This is a genomic window from Bacillus proteolyticus (genome assembly GCF_001884065.1).
Lineage (GTDB): Bacteria > Bacillota > Bacilli > Bacillales > Bacillaceae_G > Bacillus_A > Bacillus_A proteolyticus.
The window spans coordinates 1-17570 of the sequence record NZ_MACH01000007.1 but is presented as its reverse complement, the minus strand read 5'-3'; the positions used below and the strand labels follow the sequence as shown (position 1 = coordinate 17570).

20 protein-coding genes are annotated in these 17570 nt (G+C 37.0%); 10 read left to right on the top strand and 10 right to left on the bottom strand.

The genetic code is table 11. The features are described from left to right. Window positions 1-311: 311 nt before the first annotated feature. Together BAQ49_RS01785 and BAQ49_RS01780 are read left to right on the top strand one after the other, a co-directional pair. Complete coding sequence (locus BAQ49_RS01785; protein WP_071743966.1) at window positions 312-992, top strand: MgtC/SapB family protein; 681 nt, start codon at window positions 312-314, stop codon at window positions 990-992. A gap of 93 nt (window positions 993-1085) precedes the next feature. Then, window positions 1086-2081 (top strand): ion channel, encoded by a 996-nt coding sequence (locus BAQ49_RS01780; RefSeq protein ID WP_071743965.1) that lies wholly within the window; start codon window positions 1086-1088, stop codon window positions 2079-2081. Here BAQ49_RS01780 and BAQ49_RS01775 read toward each other — a convergent pair. Continuing rightward, window positions 2068-2481 (bottom strand): YugN-like family protein, encoded by a 414-nt coding sequence (locus BAQ49_RS01775; protein ID WP_071743964.1) that lies wholly within the window; start codon window positions 2479-2481, stop codon window positions 2068-2070. The genes BAQ49_RS01780 and BAQ49_RS01775 overlap by 14 nt on opposite strands. A gap of 108 nt (window positions 2482-2589) precedes the next feature. Further along, on the bottom strand, window positions 2590-3942 hold the full coding sequence (locus BAQ49_RS01770; RefSeq protein WP_071743963.1) for a glucose-6-phosphate isomerase: 1353 nt from the start codon (window positions 3940-3942) through the stop codon (window positions 2590-2592). Between the two features lie 275 nt (window positions 3943-4217). On the opposite strand from BAQ49_RS01770, the gene BAQ49_RS01760 reads away from it, so the two are divergent. Then, on the top strand, window positions 4218-4451 hold the full coding sequence (locus BAQ49_RS01760; protein ID WP_000105788.1) for a DUF378 domain-containing protein: 234 nt from the start codon (window positions 4218-4220) through the stop codon (window positions 4449-4451). 110 nt (window positions 4452-4561) lie between these two features. On the opposite strand, the gene yugI is transcribed toward BAQ49_RS01760, so the two are convergent. From yugI to BAQ49_RS01745, 3 genes are all read right to left on the bottom strand, one after another. Next, window positions 4562-4906, bottom strand: a complete 345-nt coding sequence (gene yugI / locus BAQ49_RS01755; RefSeq protein ID WP_071743961.1) for a S1 domain-containing post-transcriptional regulator GSP13 — start codon at window positions 4904-4906, stop codon at window positions 4562-4564. A 253-nt stretch (window positions 4907-5159) separates the two neighbouring features. Beyond that, the gene (locus BAQ49_RS01750) at window positions 5160-6350 is read right to left on the bottom strand and encodes an aminotransferase (RefSeq protein WP_071743960.1); all 1191 of its coding nucleotides are present in this window, start codon (window positions 6348-6350) and stop codon (window positions 5160-5162) included. After that, window positions 6347-6844 (bottom strand): Lrp/AsnC family transcriptional regulator, encoded by a 498-nt coding sequence (locus tag BAQ49_RS01745; RefSeq protein WP_000255689.1) that lies wholly within the window; start codon window positions 6842-6844, stop codon window positions 6347-6349. The genes BAQ49_RS01750 and BAQ49_RS01745 overlap by 4 nt, the downstream gene beginning before the upstream one ends. 265 nt (window positions 6845-7109) lie before the next feature. On the opposite strand from BAQ49_RS01745, the gene BAQ49_RS01740 reads away from it, so the two are divergent. Both BAQ49_RS01740 and BAQ49_RS01735 read left to right on the top strand, forming a co-directional pair. After that, window positions 7110-8102, top strand: a complete 993-nt coding sequence (locus BAQ49_RS01740; RefSeq protein WP_071743959.1) for a 2-hydroxyacid dehydrogenase — start codon at window positions 7110-7112, stop codon at window positions 8100-8102. Window positions 8103-8331: 229 nt separating this feature from the next. After that, window positions 8332-9171: an alpha/beta fold hydrolase gene (locus tag BAQ49_RS01735; protein ID WP_071743958.1), complete on the top strand. Its 840-nt coding sequence runs from the start codon at window positions 8332-8334 to the stop codon at window positions 9169-9171. 65 nt (window positions 9172-9236) lie between these two features. Here BAQ49_RS01735 and BAQ49_RS01730 read toward each other — a convergent pair whose 3' ends face one another. After that, window positions 9237-9488: a YugE family protein gene (locus BAQ49_RS01730; RefSeq protein WP_000537628.1), complete on the bottom strand. Its 252-nt coding sequence runs from the start codon at window positions 9486-9488 to the stop codon at window positions 9237-9239. 118 nt (window positions 9489-9606) lie between these two features. Here BAQ49_RS01730 and BAQ49_RS01725 point away from each other — a divergent pair, with 118 nt between their 5' ends. Beyond that, window positions 9607-10758: a MalY/PatB family protein gene (locus BAQ49_RS01725; protein WP_071743957.1), complete on the top strand. Its 1152-nt coding sequence runs from the start codon at window positions 9607-9609 to the stop codon at window positions 10756-10758. Between the two features lie 28 nt (window positions 10759-10786). Here BAQ49_RS01725 and sodC read toward each other — a convergent pair whose 3' ends face one another. Beyond that, window positions 10787-11326, bottom strand: coding sequence for a superoxide dismutase [Cu-Zn] (gene sodC / locus BAQ49_RS01720; RefSeq protein ID WP_071743956.1), 540 nt, complete (start codon window positions 11324-11326; stop codon window positions 10787-10789). A gap of 68 nt (window positions 11327-11394) precedes the next feature. Further along, on the bottom strand, window positions 11395-11571 hold the full coding sequence (locus BAQ49_RS32705; RefSeq protein WP_000982763.1) for a hypothetical protein: 177 nt from the start codon (window positions 11569-11571) through the stop codon (window positions 11395-11397). 163 nt (window positions 11572-11734) lie between these two features. Here BAQ49_RS32705 and kapB point away from each other — a divergent pair, with 163 nt between their 5' ends. Continuing rightward, the gene (gene kapB, locus BAQ49_RS01710) at window positions 11735-12118 is read left to right on the top strand and encodes a kinase-associated lipoprotein KapB (protein ID WP_001209324.1); all 384 of its coding nucleotides are present in this window, start codon (window positions 11735-11737) and stop codon (window positions 12116-12118) included. A gap of 40 nt (window positions 12119-12158) precedes the next feature. On the opposite strand, the gene kapD is transcribed toward kapB, so the two are convergent. Continuing rightward, a complete protein-coding gene (kapD, locus tag BAQ49_RS01705; protein WP_071743955.1) occupies window positions 12159-12782 on the bottom strand; it encodes a 3'-5' exonuclease KapD in 624 nt (207 codons plus the stop codon). A 290-nt stretch (window positions 12783-13072) separates the two neighbouring features. On the opposite strand from kapD, the gene BAQ49_RS01700 reads away from it, so the two are divergent. Further along, on the top strand, window positions 13073-14398 hold the full coding sequence (locus BAQ49_RS01700; protein ID WP_071743954.1) for an ArsB/NhaD family transporter: 1326 nt from the start codon (window positions 13073-13075) through the stop codon (window positions 14396-14398). A 185-nt stretch (window positions 14399-14583) separates the two neighbouring features. Here BAQ49_RS01700 and BAQ49_RS01695 read toward each other — a convergent pair whose 3' ends face one another. After that, window positions 14584-15051 carry a hypothetical protein gene (locus BAQ49_RS01695; RefSeq protein WP_000390113.1) on the bottom strand — a complete coding sequence of 156 codons (468 nt, stop codon included), beginning with the start codon at window positions 15049-15051 and terminating at the stop codon, window positions 14584-14586. A gap of 118 nt (window positions 15052-15169) precedes the next feature. Here BAQ49_RS01695 and BAQ49_RS01690 point away from each other — a divergent pair, with 118 nt between their 5' ends. Beyond that, window positions 15170-15883: a DNA alkylation repair protein gene (locus BAQ49_RS01690; RefSeq protein WP_071743953.1), complete on the top strand. Its 714-nt coding sequence runs from the start codon at window positions 15170-15172 to the stop codon at window positions 15881-15883. 345 nt (window positions 15884-16228) lie between these two features. After that, on the top strand, window positions 16229-17570 hold a 1342-nt coding region (locus tag BAQ49_RS01685; protein WP_071743952.1), incomplete at its 3' end, for a glycine--tRNA ligase.

The following is a 17570-nucleotide window of genomic DNA, read 5'->3' as shown; positions in this document are numbered from 1 at the left end:
TTGCGACTTCCTTATGTTAACATCTTCGTTTTTCGATGTCAACTAAGTTTTTCAATTTCTTTTTTGTCGTTTTCTGCGTTTCCGCATCAGCGACGGTTATTAATATATCATGGCGAAAAATGAAATGCAACACCTTTTATAAACTTTTTTAAAAACCACCCACATTTCTTTTTTAATATCATATACTTAAACGAAATATCTCTTTCATGTATAAGTAATTCCTACATATATTCTATATAAAGTTACTCTATCCCAAAACGTTTCTTTCTATATAAATGTTTTATCCCTATATCATACAAGGAGGAATATATATGGACTACGCCGATTTATTACTCAAACTAGGTCTCTCAGCTATTTTAGGATTCGCCATCGGTTTAGAGCGTGAATTAAAACGGAAACCACTCGGTTTAAAAACCTGTTTAGTTATTTCTATAATTAGTTGCCTACTGACAATTGTTTCTATTAAAGCAGCTTACAACTTACCTCATACCGATCATATGAATATGGATCCGCTTCGACTCGCCGCTCAAATTGTATCAGGAATCGGCTTTTTAGGTGCCGGCGTTATTTTACGAAGAGGAAATGATAGTATTGCAGGACTAACAACTGCCGCTATGATTTGGGGTGCTTCTGGTATTGGTATTGCCGTTGGAGCTGGTTTCTATATCGAGGCTACTTTCGGAATGTGTTTCCTTATGATAAGTGTAGAACTTATACCATTAACGATGAAATTTATAGGCCCTAGATCATTTCGTCAACGTGATATCGCAGTGAAACTCGTTGTGCGCGAGATGGACAATATCCCCGTTGTAATTGAAGAGATAAAAGAAATGGATATAAAAGTTAAGAATATGAAGCTCAAAACATTAGAAAATGGCGCTCACTATTTACACCTTAAATTATCTATCGATCAAAAAAGACATACTGCTGATGTTTATTATGCTCTTCAGCATCTTGAAAGTGTTCAACAAACTGAAGTTGAAAGTATGTAATATGAAAAAACTCTCTTTTTAATTAGAGAGTTTTTCTTTTTTCTATAATGGTAACAATGAATGTAGTCCTGCAAAGTAAGGAGGAATAGGAAATTGAAATCCCGTCCAAATTTAGTAGATACATTTCGTGATTCCATTATTTTTCGTTTAATTTGTTTTATTATTGTACTTACTGCTTTTTCTGGATTTCTTATACATAAATTAGAGCCAGCACACTTCACCACGTGGTTTGACGGAATTTGGTGGTCAATTGTTACTATTTTCACAGTTGGATACGGAGATTTTGCTCCCCATACAACAATAGGCAAGCTGATTGGTATAGGCATTATTTTATTAGGAACTGGATTTTGTTCTTATTATATGGTTCTATTCGCTACCGACATGATTAATAAACAATATATGAAAATAAAAGGAGAAGAAGCTGCAACAGCTAACGGTCATATGATTATCGTCGGCTGGAATGAGCGTGCAAAACATGTTGTAAAACAAATGCACATATTACAACCAAACCTTGATATCGTTTTAATTGATGAAACACTTTCTTTACTCCCAAAGCCATTTCATCATTTAGAGTTTATAAAAGGTTGTCCACATCACGACCAAACTTTATTAAAAGCTAATATTACAACCGCTCACACTATATTAATAACAGCCGATAAAGAAAAAAACGAAAGCTTAGCGGACACAGAGTCCATTTTAAATATTTTAACTGCAAAAGGACTGAATCAAAACATTTACTGCATCGCTGAACTTCTTACTACTGAACAAATCCAAAATGCAATGAGAGCTGGCGCCTCAGAAATTATAGAAGGAAATAAATTAACGAGCTATGTATTTACCGCATCTCTTTTATTCCCTTCCATTTCAGGTGTATTCTTCTCACTTTACGATGAAATCTCTGATAACAAATTACAACTGATGGAGCTTCCCCCATCCTGCACTGGACAATCCTTTGCAAATTGTAGCTACACTCTTTTAAAACAAAACATTCTCTTACTAGGTATAAAGCGTGACGATCAATATATGATTAATCCAGTCCATTCCTTCATTCTTATCGGAGGCGATATACTCATTGTTATTCACCATTAATAAAATGATTCTCTAGTTCCTGCATGAGAACTTTCCCAATATTAATATACTTTCTTTTCACATTTCCATCTGGATCTTTCGGTTCAGCAAATTGATCCATCCCACTCGTTCCTGCGGTTAAAGTATTTACATTATCATCTAGTTCGTCTTGATATACGTGCGAAAGAATATACGGCGTTTCAAGACGGACTACTACACCAGGTACATCTAGTTCACCATCTACCGCTGTAAACGGCACTCGTAAAAATTGATACCCATCTTCTTCATCGATTTTGTAATCGAAGCATCCTTTATTATAGTCCCAATTACCACCTATACTATATCCAAGCGGTTTCATAACCTCTTCTAACTTATATAACGCATATGTATGTCCTTCTAAATTTGATTGAATCGGAATCAAGCCCATCCCTCCTAGACTTTTCCCTTAGCATACCCATTCTAGTCTGAATATACCGATGGACATTTCAGTAAAATAATAAAAAGCGACCGGAAACCCGGTCGCTTTTTATTATTTTAAACGCTCTTCTAATTCTGCTTTTAATTCTTCAAATCCTGGTTTACCAAGTAAAGCAAACATGTTTTTCTTGTATGCTTCTACTCCTGGTTGGTCAAATGGATTTACGCCTAATAAGTAGCCGCTCATCGCACATGCTTTTTCGAAGAAGTATACAAGGTAACCGAATGTGTACTCATTTAATTCAGGAATATTTACGATTAAGTTTGGTACTCCGCCATCGCTATGTGCAAGTAATGTACCTTCGTATGCTTTTGTGTTTACGAAGTCTACAGTTTCACCAGCAAGGTAGTTTAATCCATCTAAATCGTTGTCTTCTGATTCGATTTTTAGTTCATGTGTAGATTTACCTACTTTAAGAACTGTTTCAAATAAGTCACGACGACCTTCTTGAATGTATTGACCTAATGAGTGTAAGTCAGTTGAGAAGTTTGCTGAAGATGGGAAAATACCTTTTTGATCTTTTCCTTCACTTTCACCAAATAACTGTTTCCACCATTCAGAGAAGTATTGAAGTGCTGGCTCATAGTTAACAAGCATTTCAATTGTTTTTCCTTTATTGTATAAAGCGTTACGAACTACTGCGTATTGGTAAGCTGGGTTTTCTTCTAGTTCTGATGTCCCGAAGTCGTCATGACCAGCAGCTGCACCTTTCATCATCTCTTCAATATTTAAGCCACTTACTGCGATTGGTAATAAACCAACTGGCGTTAATACAGAGAAACGTCCTCCAACATCATCTGGAATTACGAATGTTTCGTAGCCTTCGTTATCAGCTAATGTTTTTAATGCACCACGCGCTTTATCTGTAGTTGCATAAATACGTTTGCGAGCTTCTTCTTTTCCATACTTCTCTTCTAATAACTTACGGAAAATACGGAATGCGAGTGCCGGCTCTGTTGTTGTACCTGATTTAGAAATAACGTTAATAGAGAAGTCTTTACCCTCTAATACATCCATTAAATCTTTCATGTAAGTGGAGCTAATGTTTTGTCCAACAAATAGCACTTGTGGAGTTTTACGTTGTTCTTTAGAAAGCGTGTTGTAGAAAGAATGGTTTAACATTTCGATTGCTGCGCGTGCTCCCAGGTAAGAACCACCGATACCTACAACAAGTAAAATGTCAGAGTCATTTTTAATTTTTTCTGCGCATTTTTGAATGCGAGCAAATTCTTCTTTGTCATATTGAAGCGGAAGCTCTACCCAACCAAGGAAATCGTTCCCAGCCCCAGTTTTTTCGTGGATTGCATGATGTGTTACTTTCACTGCATCACGTAAATAAGTGATTTCATGTTCACCGATGAAGGATAACGCTTTAGAATAGTCGAACGTTACATGTGTACTCATCTTTTTCCCTCCAATTATGGATATGTATTTCTGTATTCACTTTAGCGAAACTGAAGTTGTAAATCAAGCGATTCAACCAGTGTAAACGTAACCAATATATATTTTTTAGAAAAAGTTCATTTTTTGCATAAAAATTCTCATTTTTCGGTATAGATGTATATACATCCTTTTTTCACACATTTTTTATGTATAAAAACAACATAACTGTACCATTCTATAAAAGAGTTGATTAACTCAGCGCTTGCTCATGCTTCACAATTAAGGGGGGCTTTTTCATGAGTACATTGCAACGTATCGCATTAGTCTTTACTGTAATTGGTGCAGTAAACTGGGGACTAATCGGGTTCTTCCAGTTTGACTTAGTAGCAGCCATTTTCGGCGGACAAAACTCAGCTCTCGCACGTATTATTTACGGCATCGTTGGTATATCTGGACTTATCAATCTTGGTTTACTCTTTAAACCATCTGAAAATCTTGGTACACACCCAGAAACAAACGAAATTCGATAACCAGTATGTCCTCTTCACCTCCGACATACGAATATGATTGCATGCAATCATATTTGCAAATATATATCATAAGATAAAGTAAAAGAGGAACGCTCATATGCGTTCCTCTTTTACTTTGTTAACTCGGACTCTTCAATCCATTCTGTCAGCTTTTCTCGCAACGTATTAAATCCGTCCTTAGATGGATTCGGTATAAGAATCCTTCCTTGTTTTCTTTTCGCCGCTTTTAACGATAAACTCATTTTTCTGTGCTCTTCATCAATCGAAAGTACTTTTACTTCTACTGTATCGCCGATTTTCAAAAAGTCATGAATATCCTTTACATATCCATTTGTAATTTCAGATATATGCACAAGTCCTTGTGTTTCTGCATCTAACGCTACAAATGCACCGTAATCTTGAATTCCAGTCACTTTCCCTGTTACAATCACTCCTGTTGTATATTGTTCTGACATATGAAACACTCCCATACGTTTACCATTTTCTCTACAAATGTAGATTGCAAAACAGATGTACTTATTATTAAATATCCGATTGGTGAATAAGTACCTTAAATAAAATACCGAGGATACTCACACCTTATATTAGTAAATTATACCACTATGATAGAACTCATTCAAAATTCACGAAAAAATTTCCTGCAATACGTATAATTCTCCAATATTGGGATAGAATACTAACACATGGCTTTCTAGTATTCCCCCCCTTTTATGGACAAAACGTATTATGTTTTGTCCTTTTTTTATTCTCTATGAACCGTTCCATTCTCTTCATCGCTTCCATAAGCTGTTCAAGCGATGTTGCATATGAGCAACGAATAAATCCTTCACCACTCTCACCAAACACACTTCCAGGAACAACAGCCACTTGTTCTTCTAATAATAATTGTTCTGCACATTCTGCTGAAGATAGTCCGGTTGAAGCTATAGAAGGGAAAACATAAAATGCCCCGCCTGGTACATGACATGTTAAGCCCATTTCATTGAAAGATGTCGCCATAAAGTTACGACGTTTTTTATAGCTATCTCTCATTCGAATTACTTCATCATTTCCCCCGCGTAATGCTTCAAGTGCTGCAAATTGAGACATCGTTGGTGCACACATCATTGAATATTGATGGATTTTGAGTATTAATTCTGAAAATTGAACAGGGGCTGCAATCATCCCGAGGCGCCATCCTGTCATCGCAAATCCTTTTGAAAATCCTGAAATTAATATCGTATGTTCACGCATGTTTTGAATGCTCGCGAAACTTGTATACACTTCGTCATATACAAGCTCTGCATAAATTTCATCAGATAACACGATTAAATTATACTTCTCAACAATAACTGCCAGCTTTTCTAATTCGGATTTGTTTAACGTTGCACCTGTTGGATTATTGGGGGAGCAAAGTAATATTGCCTTTGTTTTCGCTGTAATAGCCGCTTCAATTTTTTCTGGTTGTACTTTAAACTCGTTTTCTAAAGTAGTCACTACAGGAACTGGAACTCCTCCAGCCAATGATACAAGCGGTGCATAAGAAACGAAGCTTGGTTCAATAATGAGCACTTCATCATCAGGATTTATAATGGCGCGCATCGCTACATCTAACGCCTGGCTTGCTCCAACCGTAACGATGATTTCATCGTTTGGATCATAAGATACTGCAAATTGTTTTTTTAGATACTTTGCTATTTCTCGACGGAGCTCCAATAATCCTGCATTTGCTGTATATGACGTATATCCTTGTTCTAAAGAACGAATACATGCTTGCCTTACATTCCAAGGTGTAACAAAGTCTGGCTCTCCTACCCCAAGAGAAATAACACCTTTCATATTTGCTGCTAAATCGAAAAACTTTCGAATACCAGATGGTTGTAAAGATTCTGCCGCTCTAGATAGTTCAAATTGCTTCATGGTGTCACCACAATTCGCTTATCATCATCGTTTTTTTCATAAATAATTCCTTCATGTTTATACTTCTTCAAAATGAAATGTGTTGTCGTAGAAACGACAGATTCAATCGTTGCTAATTTCTCAGAAACAAACATCGCTACTTCTCCCATTGTCTTCCCTTCTAATGTAATAGAAAGATCATATGTCCCTGACATTAAATACACTGATTTCACTTCTGAATAACGATAAATTTGTTCAGCAACCGCATCAAACCCCACGCCGTGCTTTGGCGTAACTTTCACATCAATCATCGCTGTTAAACCAGTATGTTCTTTCACTTTTGTCCAATCAATATGTGTTACATAGTCCACAATAATCTTTTCACTTTCTAACTTTGCAACAATCTTCTTCACTTCTTCTACTTCTATATTTAACAGCTTCGCTAATGTATCTACAGATAATCGACTACTTTTTTCAAGACAAGCTAATAATTCTAATTCTTTTTCAGTCACCATATAAATCATCCTCCCTTTTCTCTTGTGTCTAAATTATACAAATACCTTTTCCAGTTTGAAAAGAAGCTTTTTTTAGTGAATTATGTCAAAATAAAGTGAAACTTTAATCAGTGGAATGCTTCACCTGCTGATTATTAGCCTTCACCAATCGGGCTTTTACGAGCAGTTGATCTCCCACCTCACTTCTTTGCCTCAATCTTCTTTTTAGGTGGGAGTCTTACTGCTCGTTAAAGCGGGGTAAAGTGAAACTTTAATCAGTGGAAACATGCAGGATAAAGTGAAAGGGGATGGAACCGTGAAACCAAAAGTTTATATTGCTGAACCAGTTCCAACATTTGTAGAAAACTATTTATCAGAACACTGCGATTATGAAAAATGGGAGCAAAATGAGAAGGTACCTCGTGATGTTCTATTGGAGAAAATACAAGATAAAGATGGTTTGTTAAATTTCGGATCCGCTATTAATGAAGAATTATTGGAAGTGGCTCCTAACTTAAAAGTAGTAAGTAACATTTCTGTCGGTTACGATAATTTTGATTTACAAGCGATGAAAAAGCGAAAGGTTATCGGAACGAATACACCATACGTACTAGACGATACAGTAGCTGACCTCGTTTTCGCTCTCATGTTATCTGCTGGGCGCCGCGTTTGCGAACTCAACTCCTACGTGAAAAACGGTGAATGGAATGCCGAAATTGGAAAAGAGCACTTCGGACTAGATGTGCACCATAGCACAATCGGTATTATCGGTATGGGCCGAATTGGAGAAGCCGTTGCAAAACGAGCAAAATTCGGATTTGATATGAATGTTCTTTATTATAACCGTCGCCGTAAAGAAGAAGCTGAGCAAAAATTTGATGCTACATATTGTGATTTACAAACTCTAATCAAGCAATCTGATTTTATTATTCTTCTTACTCCATTAACAGATGAAACGTATCATCTTATCGGTGAAAAGGAATTTTCACTAATGAAAGAAACAGCAATTTTCATTAATGCTTCTCGCGGGAAAACAGTAGATGAAACTGCATTAATTCATGCCTTAACAGAAAAGATAATATTTGCAGCCGGCATCGACACATTTACACAAGAGCCGATTCAAAAAGAGAATCCGCTCTTATCATTACAAAACGTTGTAACTTTACCGCACATCGGATCTGCAACATTAAAAACTCGGCAGCAAATGGCAATGACAGCTGCTGAAAATTTAGTGGCAGGATTACAAGGAAAAACACCACCAAATATTGTGCGTGGGTAATTATAAAGTGAAACTTTAATCAGCCCTCACCAATCGGGCTTTTACGGGCAGTTATCTCCCACCTAACTTCCTCGCATTCGCCGAATTTTGAGGTGGGAGTCTAACTGCCCACAAATAGCGGGATAAATAAACGAAAGGCAAGATGACGATGTCATCTTTCCTTTTTTTGTTAACATATTTTTTTCGCCCTTGGAGATGATATGAACAAAAATCAATGGAGTGACAAAAAATGAACCATGAATGCAAATGCCCTTACTTCACTTTTTCCACTCGCGGCACTACTATTCATTACGAATTGTATGAACATAATAATAAAAAAGAGCGACCTACTTTCGTACTCGTTCACGGCTTCCTATCTTCCTCATTTAGCTATCGACGACTCATTCCTTTACTAACAAAGGAAGGCACAGTAATCGCCCTTGATTTACCACCATTCGGAAAAAGTGAGAAATCTCATCTCTTTAAGTATTCTTATCACAATTTAGCAACGATTATTATCGATTTAATTGAACATTTATCTCTCTCAAATATTGTATTAGTTGGTCATTCTATGGGTGGGCAAATTTCTCTCTATGTAAACCGTATACGTCCTGAACTAATCTCAAAGACGATTTTACTATGTAGCTCTAGCTATTTAGCACGCGCAAACTTACCTTTAATGTATTCTTCTTATTTACCGTTCTTTCATTTATACGTAAAGAACTGGATTATACGGCGCGGTATTGTTCACAACTTAATGAATGTCGTTCATGATCACTCATTAATTGACGATGAAATGAAAGAAGGTTACTCCGCCCCTTTTTATGATGATCGTATATTCCCTGCCCTAACTCGAATGATAAGAGACCGTGAAGGTGACCTATCTTCAACTGAATTACAAAAAATCGAAACACCGGTATTACTCATTTGGGGTGAAAAAGATCGCGTCGTCCCTGTACATGTAGGACACCGTCTCCATAAAGATTTACCTAATTCAACATTTATCTCTTACGAAAATACAGGGCACTTACTACCAGAAGAAAAGCCCGAGCATGTTTATGAAGAAATCATTACGTTTTCCGCACTGTGAAGCGCAACTTTAATCAATCCGAACAAACTAAAATAAACAAAAAGGCTGTCGTAAATTCCGACAGCCTACAATGAACAACTTCCGCCTTCTTTTATTACAAGTAATTCCACAGCTAACTTCTCACATTTTTCAAGCGCTGGTACTTCCTCAAAAGACATAAAGTATATATGTTGAATCTTTTTGGCGATGTATTTTGGATCGTCAAACACACTTACGACGTTCACAACATCGCTCGCTTCTGTTTCATAAAACTCCGGCCCCATTTGAAACGGATCCCAATTCTTCACAAACTCTATCATCTTTTCATATGTACCCATTCGCTTCCCGCCTTTTCACTTTTTAATACTTTTCTTTATCCTATCACATCAGCTATTCTATAAGAAGAGAGAGAACTTTCATAACTTTAACGGTTTTACAGAAGAAGGGGGCAAACATATGCAACTATTTCATAAAACGGTAAATCGGCGTGGTACACACAGTACAAAATGGGATACATATAAAAACGAAGAACTTCTCCATGCCTGGATTGCAGATATGGATTTTGAAGTACCAAAACCAATTCAAACTGCATTACGACAGCGTATAGAACATCCTATTTTCGGCTATACAATTCCTCCAGAAAATATTGGGGATATTATTTGTGATTGGACAAAAAGCCAATACGATTGGGATATAAAAAAAGAGTGGATTGTATTTAGTGCAGGCATCGTTCCAGCTCTTAGTACGAGCATACAAGCATTAACGCAAGAAGGAGAATCTGTACTCGTACAACCTCCTATTTATCCACCATTTTTTGAAATGGTCAAAACAAATAATAGACAATTATGTGAGAGTCCCTTATTTAAACAAAATGGCACATATAAGATAGACTTCGAGCATCTAGAAACTCAATTTAAACAAGGTGTAAAACTAATGCTTCTTTGTAGCCCTCACAATCCTATTGGACGTGTTTGGACGAAAGATGAATTAACAAAACTCGGTTCGTTATGTACGCAATATAATGTAACCGTTGTCGCCGATGAAATTCACGCCGATATTATTTATAAAGGCCATACTCATACACCGTTTGCTTCTTTATCTGAAGAATTAGCAGCATGCACTATTACTTGTATGGCTCCGAGCAAAACATTTAATATTGCTGGATTACAAGCATCAATCATTATTATTCCGAATGAAAATCTCCGTAATGCCTTTATGTCTATCCAACATAGACAAGGATTCCACGGATTAAATACATTTGCTTATACAGCAATGCAAAGCGCGTATACAGAATGTAATGATTGGCTAAATGAAATTCGATTGTACGTTGAAGATAATGCTCAATTTGCTTGTGAGTATATTCAAAATCACATACCAGCTCTTTCTGTAATTAAACCAGAAGGTAGTTTTTTACTGTGGATTGATTGTTCCCGCTTGAACCTTTCTCAAGATGCACGAACAGCATTACTTGAAGAGAAAGGTAAAATCATCGTTGAACCTGGTGAGAAATACGGGACAGGCGGGGAAACCCATATCCGAATTAACATCGGCTGCCCAAGATCTGTTTTAGAAGAAATTTTAAACAGACTACACCATACATTCTCATAACAACAAAAGCTACCTTTCACGGTAGCTTCTACTTTTTCTTCATATCCGACGCTTTTTTAACAATAACACCACAAGCAATTCTGTCACCAGATTTTCCTACTGGTTGTGTCATGCCATCATCAGCGTTTTCTGTAATAATAATAGACGCCCCATCTTTTCTATGAATCGTCGTTTTTCCTTCTTCAAGCGTTATATGCGGCGCATCGATTTCTGCTTTAATCTTCCCAGAACCATCCGCCACTACATTCGGTAAATCACCATTTTCCGCACCTTTTGGATTGAGAAGCCCATGTTTTTTATTATCTGGATTAAAATGATTCCCAGATGATTCGAAACTAGGCGCTTTACACTCTCCGATTTCGTGTACATGTAGCCCGTGTGGCCCTGGTGTAAACCCTTCCGCTTTGATCGTAATTTTCACTCCACTTGTTTGCTGAGCTACTTTTGCAGTCCCAACTTCATCACCTGAAGCATTATGTAATTTCACATCAATTTCTTTCGGCTTCCCTTGGTCACAACCCGCCATTAGAAATAATAAACAACAACTGAAAAAAAGCCGTCTTTTCATTCTATTCCCTCCAAAATACTTTCTGCCTTTAGATTGTCCGAGCATAGAGGGAAACATACAAAAATGAATTACTGTTTCTTTTCAGCTAAAAGCTTTTCTTCTACTTTCTGCAATCGCTCTGCTTCTCGTTTTGATACACGAATAAACATACGCCACGTAGCAACGGCACCAATGATAAATAGAACGCAAACAATCCCTGGAATAATATATTCTGTTTTATCTTCCGGAAAATATAAAGGCATCATATGAAACACTCCTTATTATAGGATTTAAAAATCATCGGAATTTTCTGTTATATCACTTTAAATTATAGTTGAACCCCTTCACATTCTCAAGGACATTCCTTAAGCGAATGATTTCTTTGACTCCTTCGCGCACTTTCCTTACTATAAACTTGAGGTGAAAAATATGAGAGAAACATTTGAAATTGGTGAAATCGTTACGGGTATTTATAAAACGGGAAAATACATAGGCGAAATTACAAATAGCCGTCCTGGCAGTTACGTCGTAAAAGTATTAGCTGTTTTAAAGCATCCGGTGCAAGGTGATTTACATAATGTAAAACAAGCTGACGTACCATTCTTCCATGAAAGACGCGCTTTAGCTTTTCGTGAACAGACGAACATTCCAGAGCAAATGGTGAAGAAATATGAAGGAGAAATTCCGGATTATACAGAGTCACTAAAATTAGCATTAGAAACACAAATGAATTCATTTTCTGAAGATGATTCACCTTTTGCGGGGCGTAGTCTAGAAACACTTCAGCAATTGAAGCAAGATTACAAGCTTTAAAAAACAAAACGACCAAATTACATGTTGTGCAATTTGGTCGTTACTGTGTACTCACCTTCTTTAACACTTTCGAAAAATCAACAAGTTCTCCTAATGTCGGAGGTGCTGGTTTGACTAAATACTCTTTATCTTTTTCTACTAACTTAAAAATATTATATGTCGTCATCGCATCATCAAGCGCACAATGATGCTTTCCTGTTCCTGCTTTTCCATACGCCTCAATTGCTTTCCATAGTCCTGTTTGATTTCTCTCTCCAAAAAACTTCTTATACTCAAGCGATAAATCACGACACTGTCCAAAGAATGGAAATTCTAAGCCCGCCATTTCGCAGTTATGCTTTAAGACTTTCATATCCATATTTCCCCACGTTACAATTGTCGGTTTACACCTCTTTTCATATTCTGCAAGTTTCTCAACAAGTTCATGAAAAGAAATTCCTTTGTCCACTACTTCCTGTTTAATTCCTAAAAATTTTTTACATCGATCCGTTAAAGACGGAAATGTTTTTGGCCTGACATGTGATGCATACGTATCTTCCACCTTACAACCAACAACTGAAACGAGTCCTACCTCAATAATTTCCGGGAAAAAACCTTTTGGCTTTTTTCTATGCTGGGGCATCGTAAACTCAAAGTCTAAAAACAAAAATCGTTGTTCATCCATACGATCCCTTCCTTATCATCTTTGTCATTCCTTTCTATTTGACACTCTTACACGAACAAGCTCGAATGCTGATTCCATTTGAAATATTCAGATTGGATGTATCTTATATATATGTCAAATGCCCACAAATATTTTTAAAAATAAGAAAAAATGACCTATGCAGAAAATATGACAAAATAAACCCTTTCATTTACATCCGCCATTTTTCTACTTTATAATGACGTTATGTGTGTTTCATCTAGTTAATTTTTTGACACACTAAGAAAAGTGAATGAAAGGAGATGAGAGTTTTGCACGAAACAACGCAAGAGCTCGCAAACTGGCAGTATTATTTCGCTATCGCAGTCTTTTTAATTACATATGCCATTATTATTTCTGAAAAAATTAACCGCGCTGTCATCGCACTTCTTGGTGCAGCATTCATGGTGATTGCAGGGGTCGTTGACTTACACAATGCCTTTACGAAACATATTGAATGGGGAACTATTACGTTACTCATAGGTATGATGATACTGGTAAACATTACAAGTAAGTCAGGTGTCTTCCAATACGTTGCCATTAAAGCCGCAAAAGGAGCACAAGGAAATCCAATTAAAATTTTAATTTCACTTTCCTTACTTACCGCGCTTGGCTCCGCATTTTTAGATAACGTTACAACAGTACTTCTTGTTGTTCCAGTTACTTTATCTATTACGCGCATCTTGCAAGTAAATCCTGTTCCGTATTTACTTTCTGAAATTATTTTTTCAAATATCGGAGGAACAGCAACATTAATTGGTGACCCACCGAATATTATGATTGGTTCTGCAAATAAGCATTTAGATTTCAATGCTTTCTTACTAAACTTAGCACCAATCGTAATTATTATCATTGCAGTAACAGCAACAATGCTTTACTTCATGTACCGTAAGCAATTAATTGCTGATCCTGTACAAATTAAGAAATTAATGAGCTTAGATGAAAAACAATACATTAAAGACCCAGTATTAATGAAAAAATCTTTAACAGTACTTGGACTTACTATTTTAGGTTTCATGACTCATTCTATTTTCCATATTGATGCAGCTATCATCGCCTTAACTGGTGCTACTGTCCTTATGTTAATCGGTGTGAAAGAACATGAAATTGAAGAAGTATTCGCTAGCGTAGAATGGGTAACAATTTTCTTCTTCGCGGGACTATTCGTACTCGTTGGAGGACTTATCGATATCGGTCTTATCAAAACGTTAGCTCAAAAAGTAATCGGAATAACAGGCGGAGATATTTCTCAAGCCTCTATCCTTATTCTATGGGTATCTGGTATCGCCTCTGCAACAATCGATAACATTCCATTCGTTGCAACAATGATCCCACTTATTAACGATATGGCAGTTGGGCTAGGTTTATCACCTTCTGACGCACAAATCGACGTACTATGGTGGGCATTAGCATTAGGTGCTTGCCTAGGTGGAAACGGAACATTAATCGGCGCTTCTGCTAACGTAATCGTAGCCGGAATCGCAAGTCGTGAAGGACATAAATTTAGCTACATGGAATTCCTTAAAGTCGGCTTCCCGATTATGATCGTTTCATTAATCATTTCTCATATTTATATTTATTTACGCTATCTTATGTAGTAGAAAAAGGGCTGTCCATGTGGCAGCCCTTTTTCTCTTGGTAAATGAGATTATATTAACGATTCTTCGAATATATCTATCACAACTTACAATATATCAACGATTTTAAACGAAATATCGATTTACTGACAAAGAGCGACAAAGAGCCGTTCCAAAAAACCTTTGGAACAGCTCCCCACATATATCTACTCGTTATATCTCACCGGCTCATTCCGAATAATGAACAAATGAATCGGCAAGAAAACCGAAAACGTGATTGTATGAATAATTGTAAATAATATAGAGTTCGTTCCGTATCTGTCTAAAATAGCGTAGATGAGATAAATGGACAACACAATCGATACAGCTGTTGCTAGTAAACTTATAATTGGTACGAAATTAAAAATGAAACATGCGACATATATACCGAATACTTTCCACCCTGCTTCTTCTTTTAAGAAATCTGGTAATTTGTCTTTTGCCAAGTCACCCCACGTTTTACTATTTAAAAAAGGAATAAAAGCAAGAACACCATCAGTTGCACCATCATTTTTTGCCATCGTATAAAGTGCAAAAGCCGTTAACAAATACGAAATAATTGCCCAAATTAATATAACAACAATAAACGCAAAACTAAGAGCAAAGAAACCTGCTAGTACGCTTTGATCTTCCATCTTATCCTCTCCTCTCTACTCTCAACATATTTCATTACATTGCAAGTTATGTTTTAAAATTCACCCAAACTCTCTGTATAATAAAATAAGAAAGATAATAAGAGAGGAGAACGTACTTATGCATCCATTTGTAAAAGCATTACAAGAGCACTTCACAGCAAATCAAAACCCAGAAAAAGCAGAACCAATGGCACGTTATATGAAAAATCACTTCCCGTTTCTCGGTATTCAAACACCTGAAAGAAGGCAATTATTGAAAGACGTTATTCAAATACATACTCTCCCAGATAAAAAAGACTTCCAAATTATCGTACGTGAGCTTTGGGACTTACCAGAACGAGAATTTCAAGCTGCTGCACTCGATATCATGCAAAAATATAAAAAGCATATAAACGAAACTCATATCCCATTTCTAGAAGAACTTATTGTCACAAAATCTTGGTGGGATTCTGTTGATAGCATCGTCCCTACCTTTTTAGGTGGTATCTTTTTAAAACATCCAGAATTAATTTCTGCCTATATTCCAAAATGGATTGCATCAGACAACATATGGTTACAACGCGCTGCAATTTTATTCCAGCTAAAATACAAACAAAAAATGGACGAAGAACTTCTTTTCTGGATTATCGGACAACTCCATACCTCAAAAGAATTTTTCATTCAAAAAGCAATCGGCTGGGTCCTTCGTGAATACGCAAAAACAAAGCCAGATGTCGTTTGGGAATACGTTCAAACTAACGAGCTTGCCTCGCTTAGTAAACGCGAAGCAATTAAACATATTAAACAAAACTACGGAATAAATAACGAAAAAATAGGCGAGACTCTATCATAGATAGACGCGTTCCTCTATTGAGATTTAAAAAAGAACGTGTTAGAATATGTTCATTATTATTAATATAAGTAGCGATGACGGACTTATAAGTACTTGCACAAAAAGCGATTCAGGGATAGTGAAAGCCTGAAGCCGCAAGGAAACGGCAGTCTCGAGCAATACGTGATAAAGTGGATGCACCTTTTGTGTATCAACTAGGGTGGAACCGCGGGCAAACGCTCGTCCCTAGGCAATTAAGCCTTGGGATGAGCGTTTTTTTATGTTTTTCAAAGCATATACTGCTCGTTTCACAAGTACCCATCACGTCATCGCCAATACGTTAACTTTCAAAAGGAGGATTTTATTATGTACTCAATGGAACAAGTTGTAAACTTAGCGAAACATCGCGGTTTCGTTTTCCCTGGTTCTGAAATTTACGGTGGTCTTGCAAACACTTGGGATTACGGTCCACTTGGAATCGAATTAAAAAATAACGTTAAAAAAGCTTGGTGGAAAAAATTCATTCAAGAATCTCCACACAACGTTGGTTTAGACGCTGCTATTTTAATGAACCCTAAAACTTGGATCGCTTCTGGTCACGTTGGTAACTTCAACGATCCAATGATCGACTGTAAAAAGTGTAAAGCTCGTCACCGTGCTGACAAATTAATTGAAGATGCATTAGATGCAAAAGGCATCGAAATGGTTGTTGATGGTCTTACTTTCGACCAAATGGCTGGTTTAATGAAAGAACATGAAGTAAAATGTCCTGATTGCGGCAGTGAAGAGTTCACTGAAATCCGTCAGTTCAACTTAATGTTCAAAACATTCCAAGGTGTTACAGAGTCTAGCACGAACGAAATCTTCCTTCGTCCTGAAACAGCACAAGGTATTTTCGTAAACTTCAAAAACGTACAACGCTCTATGCGTAAAAAACTTCCATTTGGTATCGGCCAAATTGGTAAGAGTTTCCGTAACGAAATCACGCCTGGTAACTTCACATTCCGTACACGTGAATTCGAACAAATGGAACTTGAATTCTTCTGTAAGCCTGGTGAAGATTTAGAGTGGTTCGCATTCTGGCGTGAAACTTGTAAAAACTGGTTACTTTCACTTGGTATGCATGAAGAGAGCATGCGCCTTCGTGACCACGGTGAAGAAGAGTTATCTCACTACAGTAACGCAACAACTGACATTGAATTCAAATTCCCATTCGGTTGGGGCGAACTATGGGGCGTTGCATCTCGTACAGACTTCGACTTAAAACGTCACATGGAACACTCTAACGAAGACTTTAACTATATCGATCCACAAACGAACGAGCGTTACGTACCATACTGCATCGAGCCATCTTTAGGCGCAGACCGCGTAACATTAGCGTTCTTATGTGATGCATATGAAGAAGAGCAATTAGAAAACGATTCTCGTACAGTTCTTCGTTTCCACCCTGCTTTAGCACCATACAAAGCAGCAATCTTACCATTATCTAAAAAGCTATCTGAAGGTGCTACTGAAGTATTCGCAGAACTAGCTAAAGACTTCATGGTAGACTTTGATGAAACTGGTTCTATCGGTAAACGTTACCGTCGTCAAGACGAAATCGGTACACCATTCTGTATCACATACGACTTCGACTCTGTTGAAGACAAAGCTGTTACAGTACGTGACCGTGACACAATGGAACAAGTTCGTATGCCAATTAGCGAAC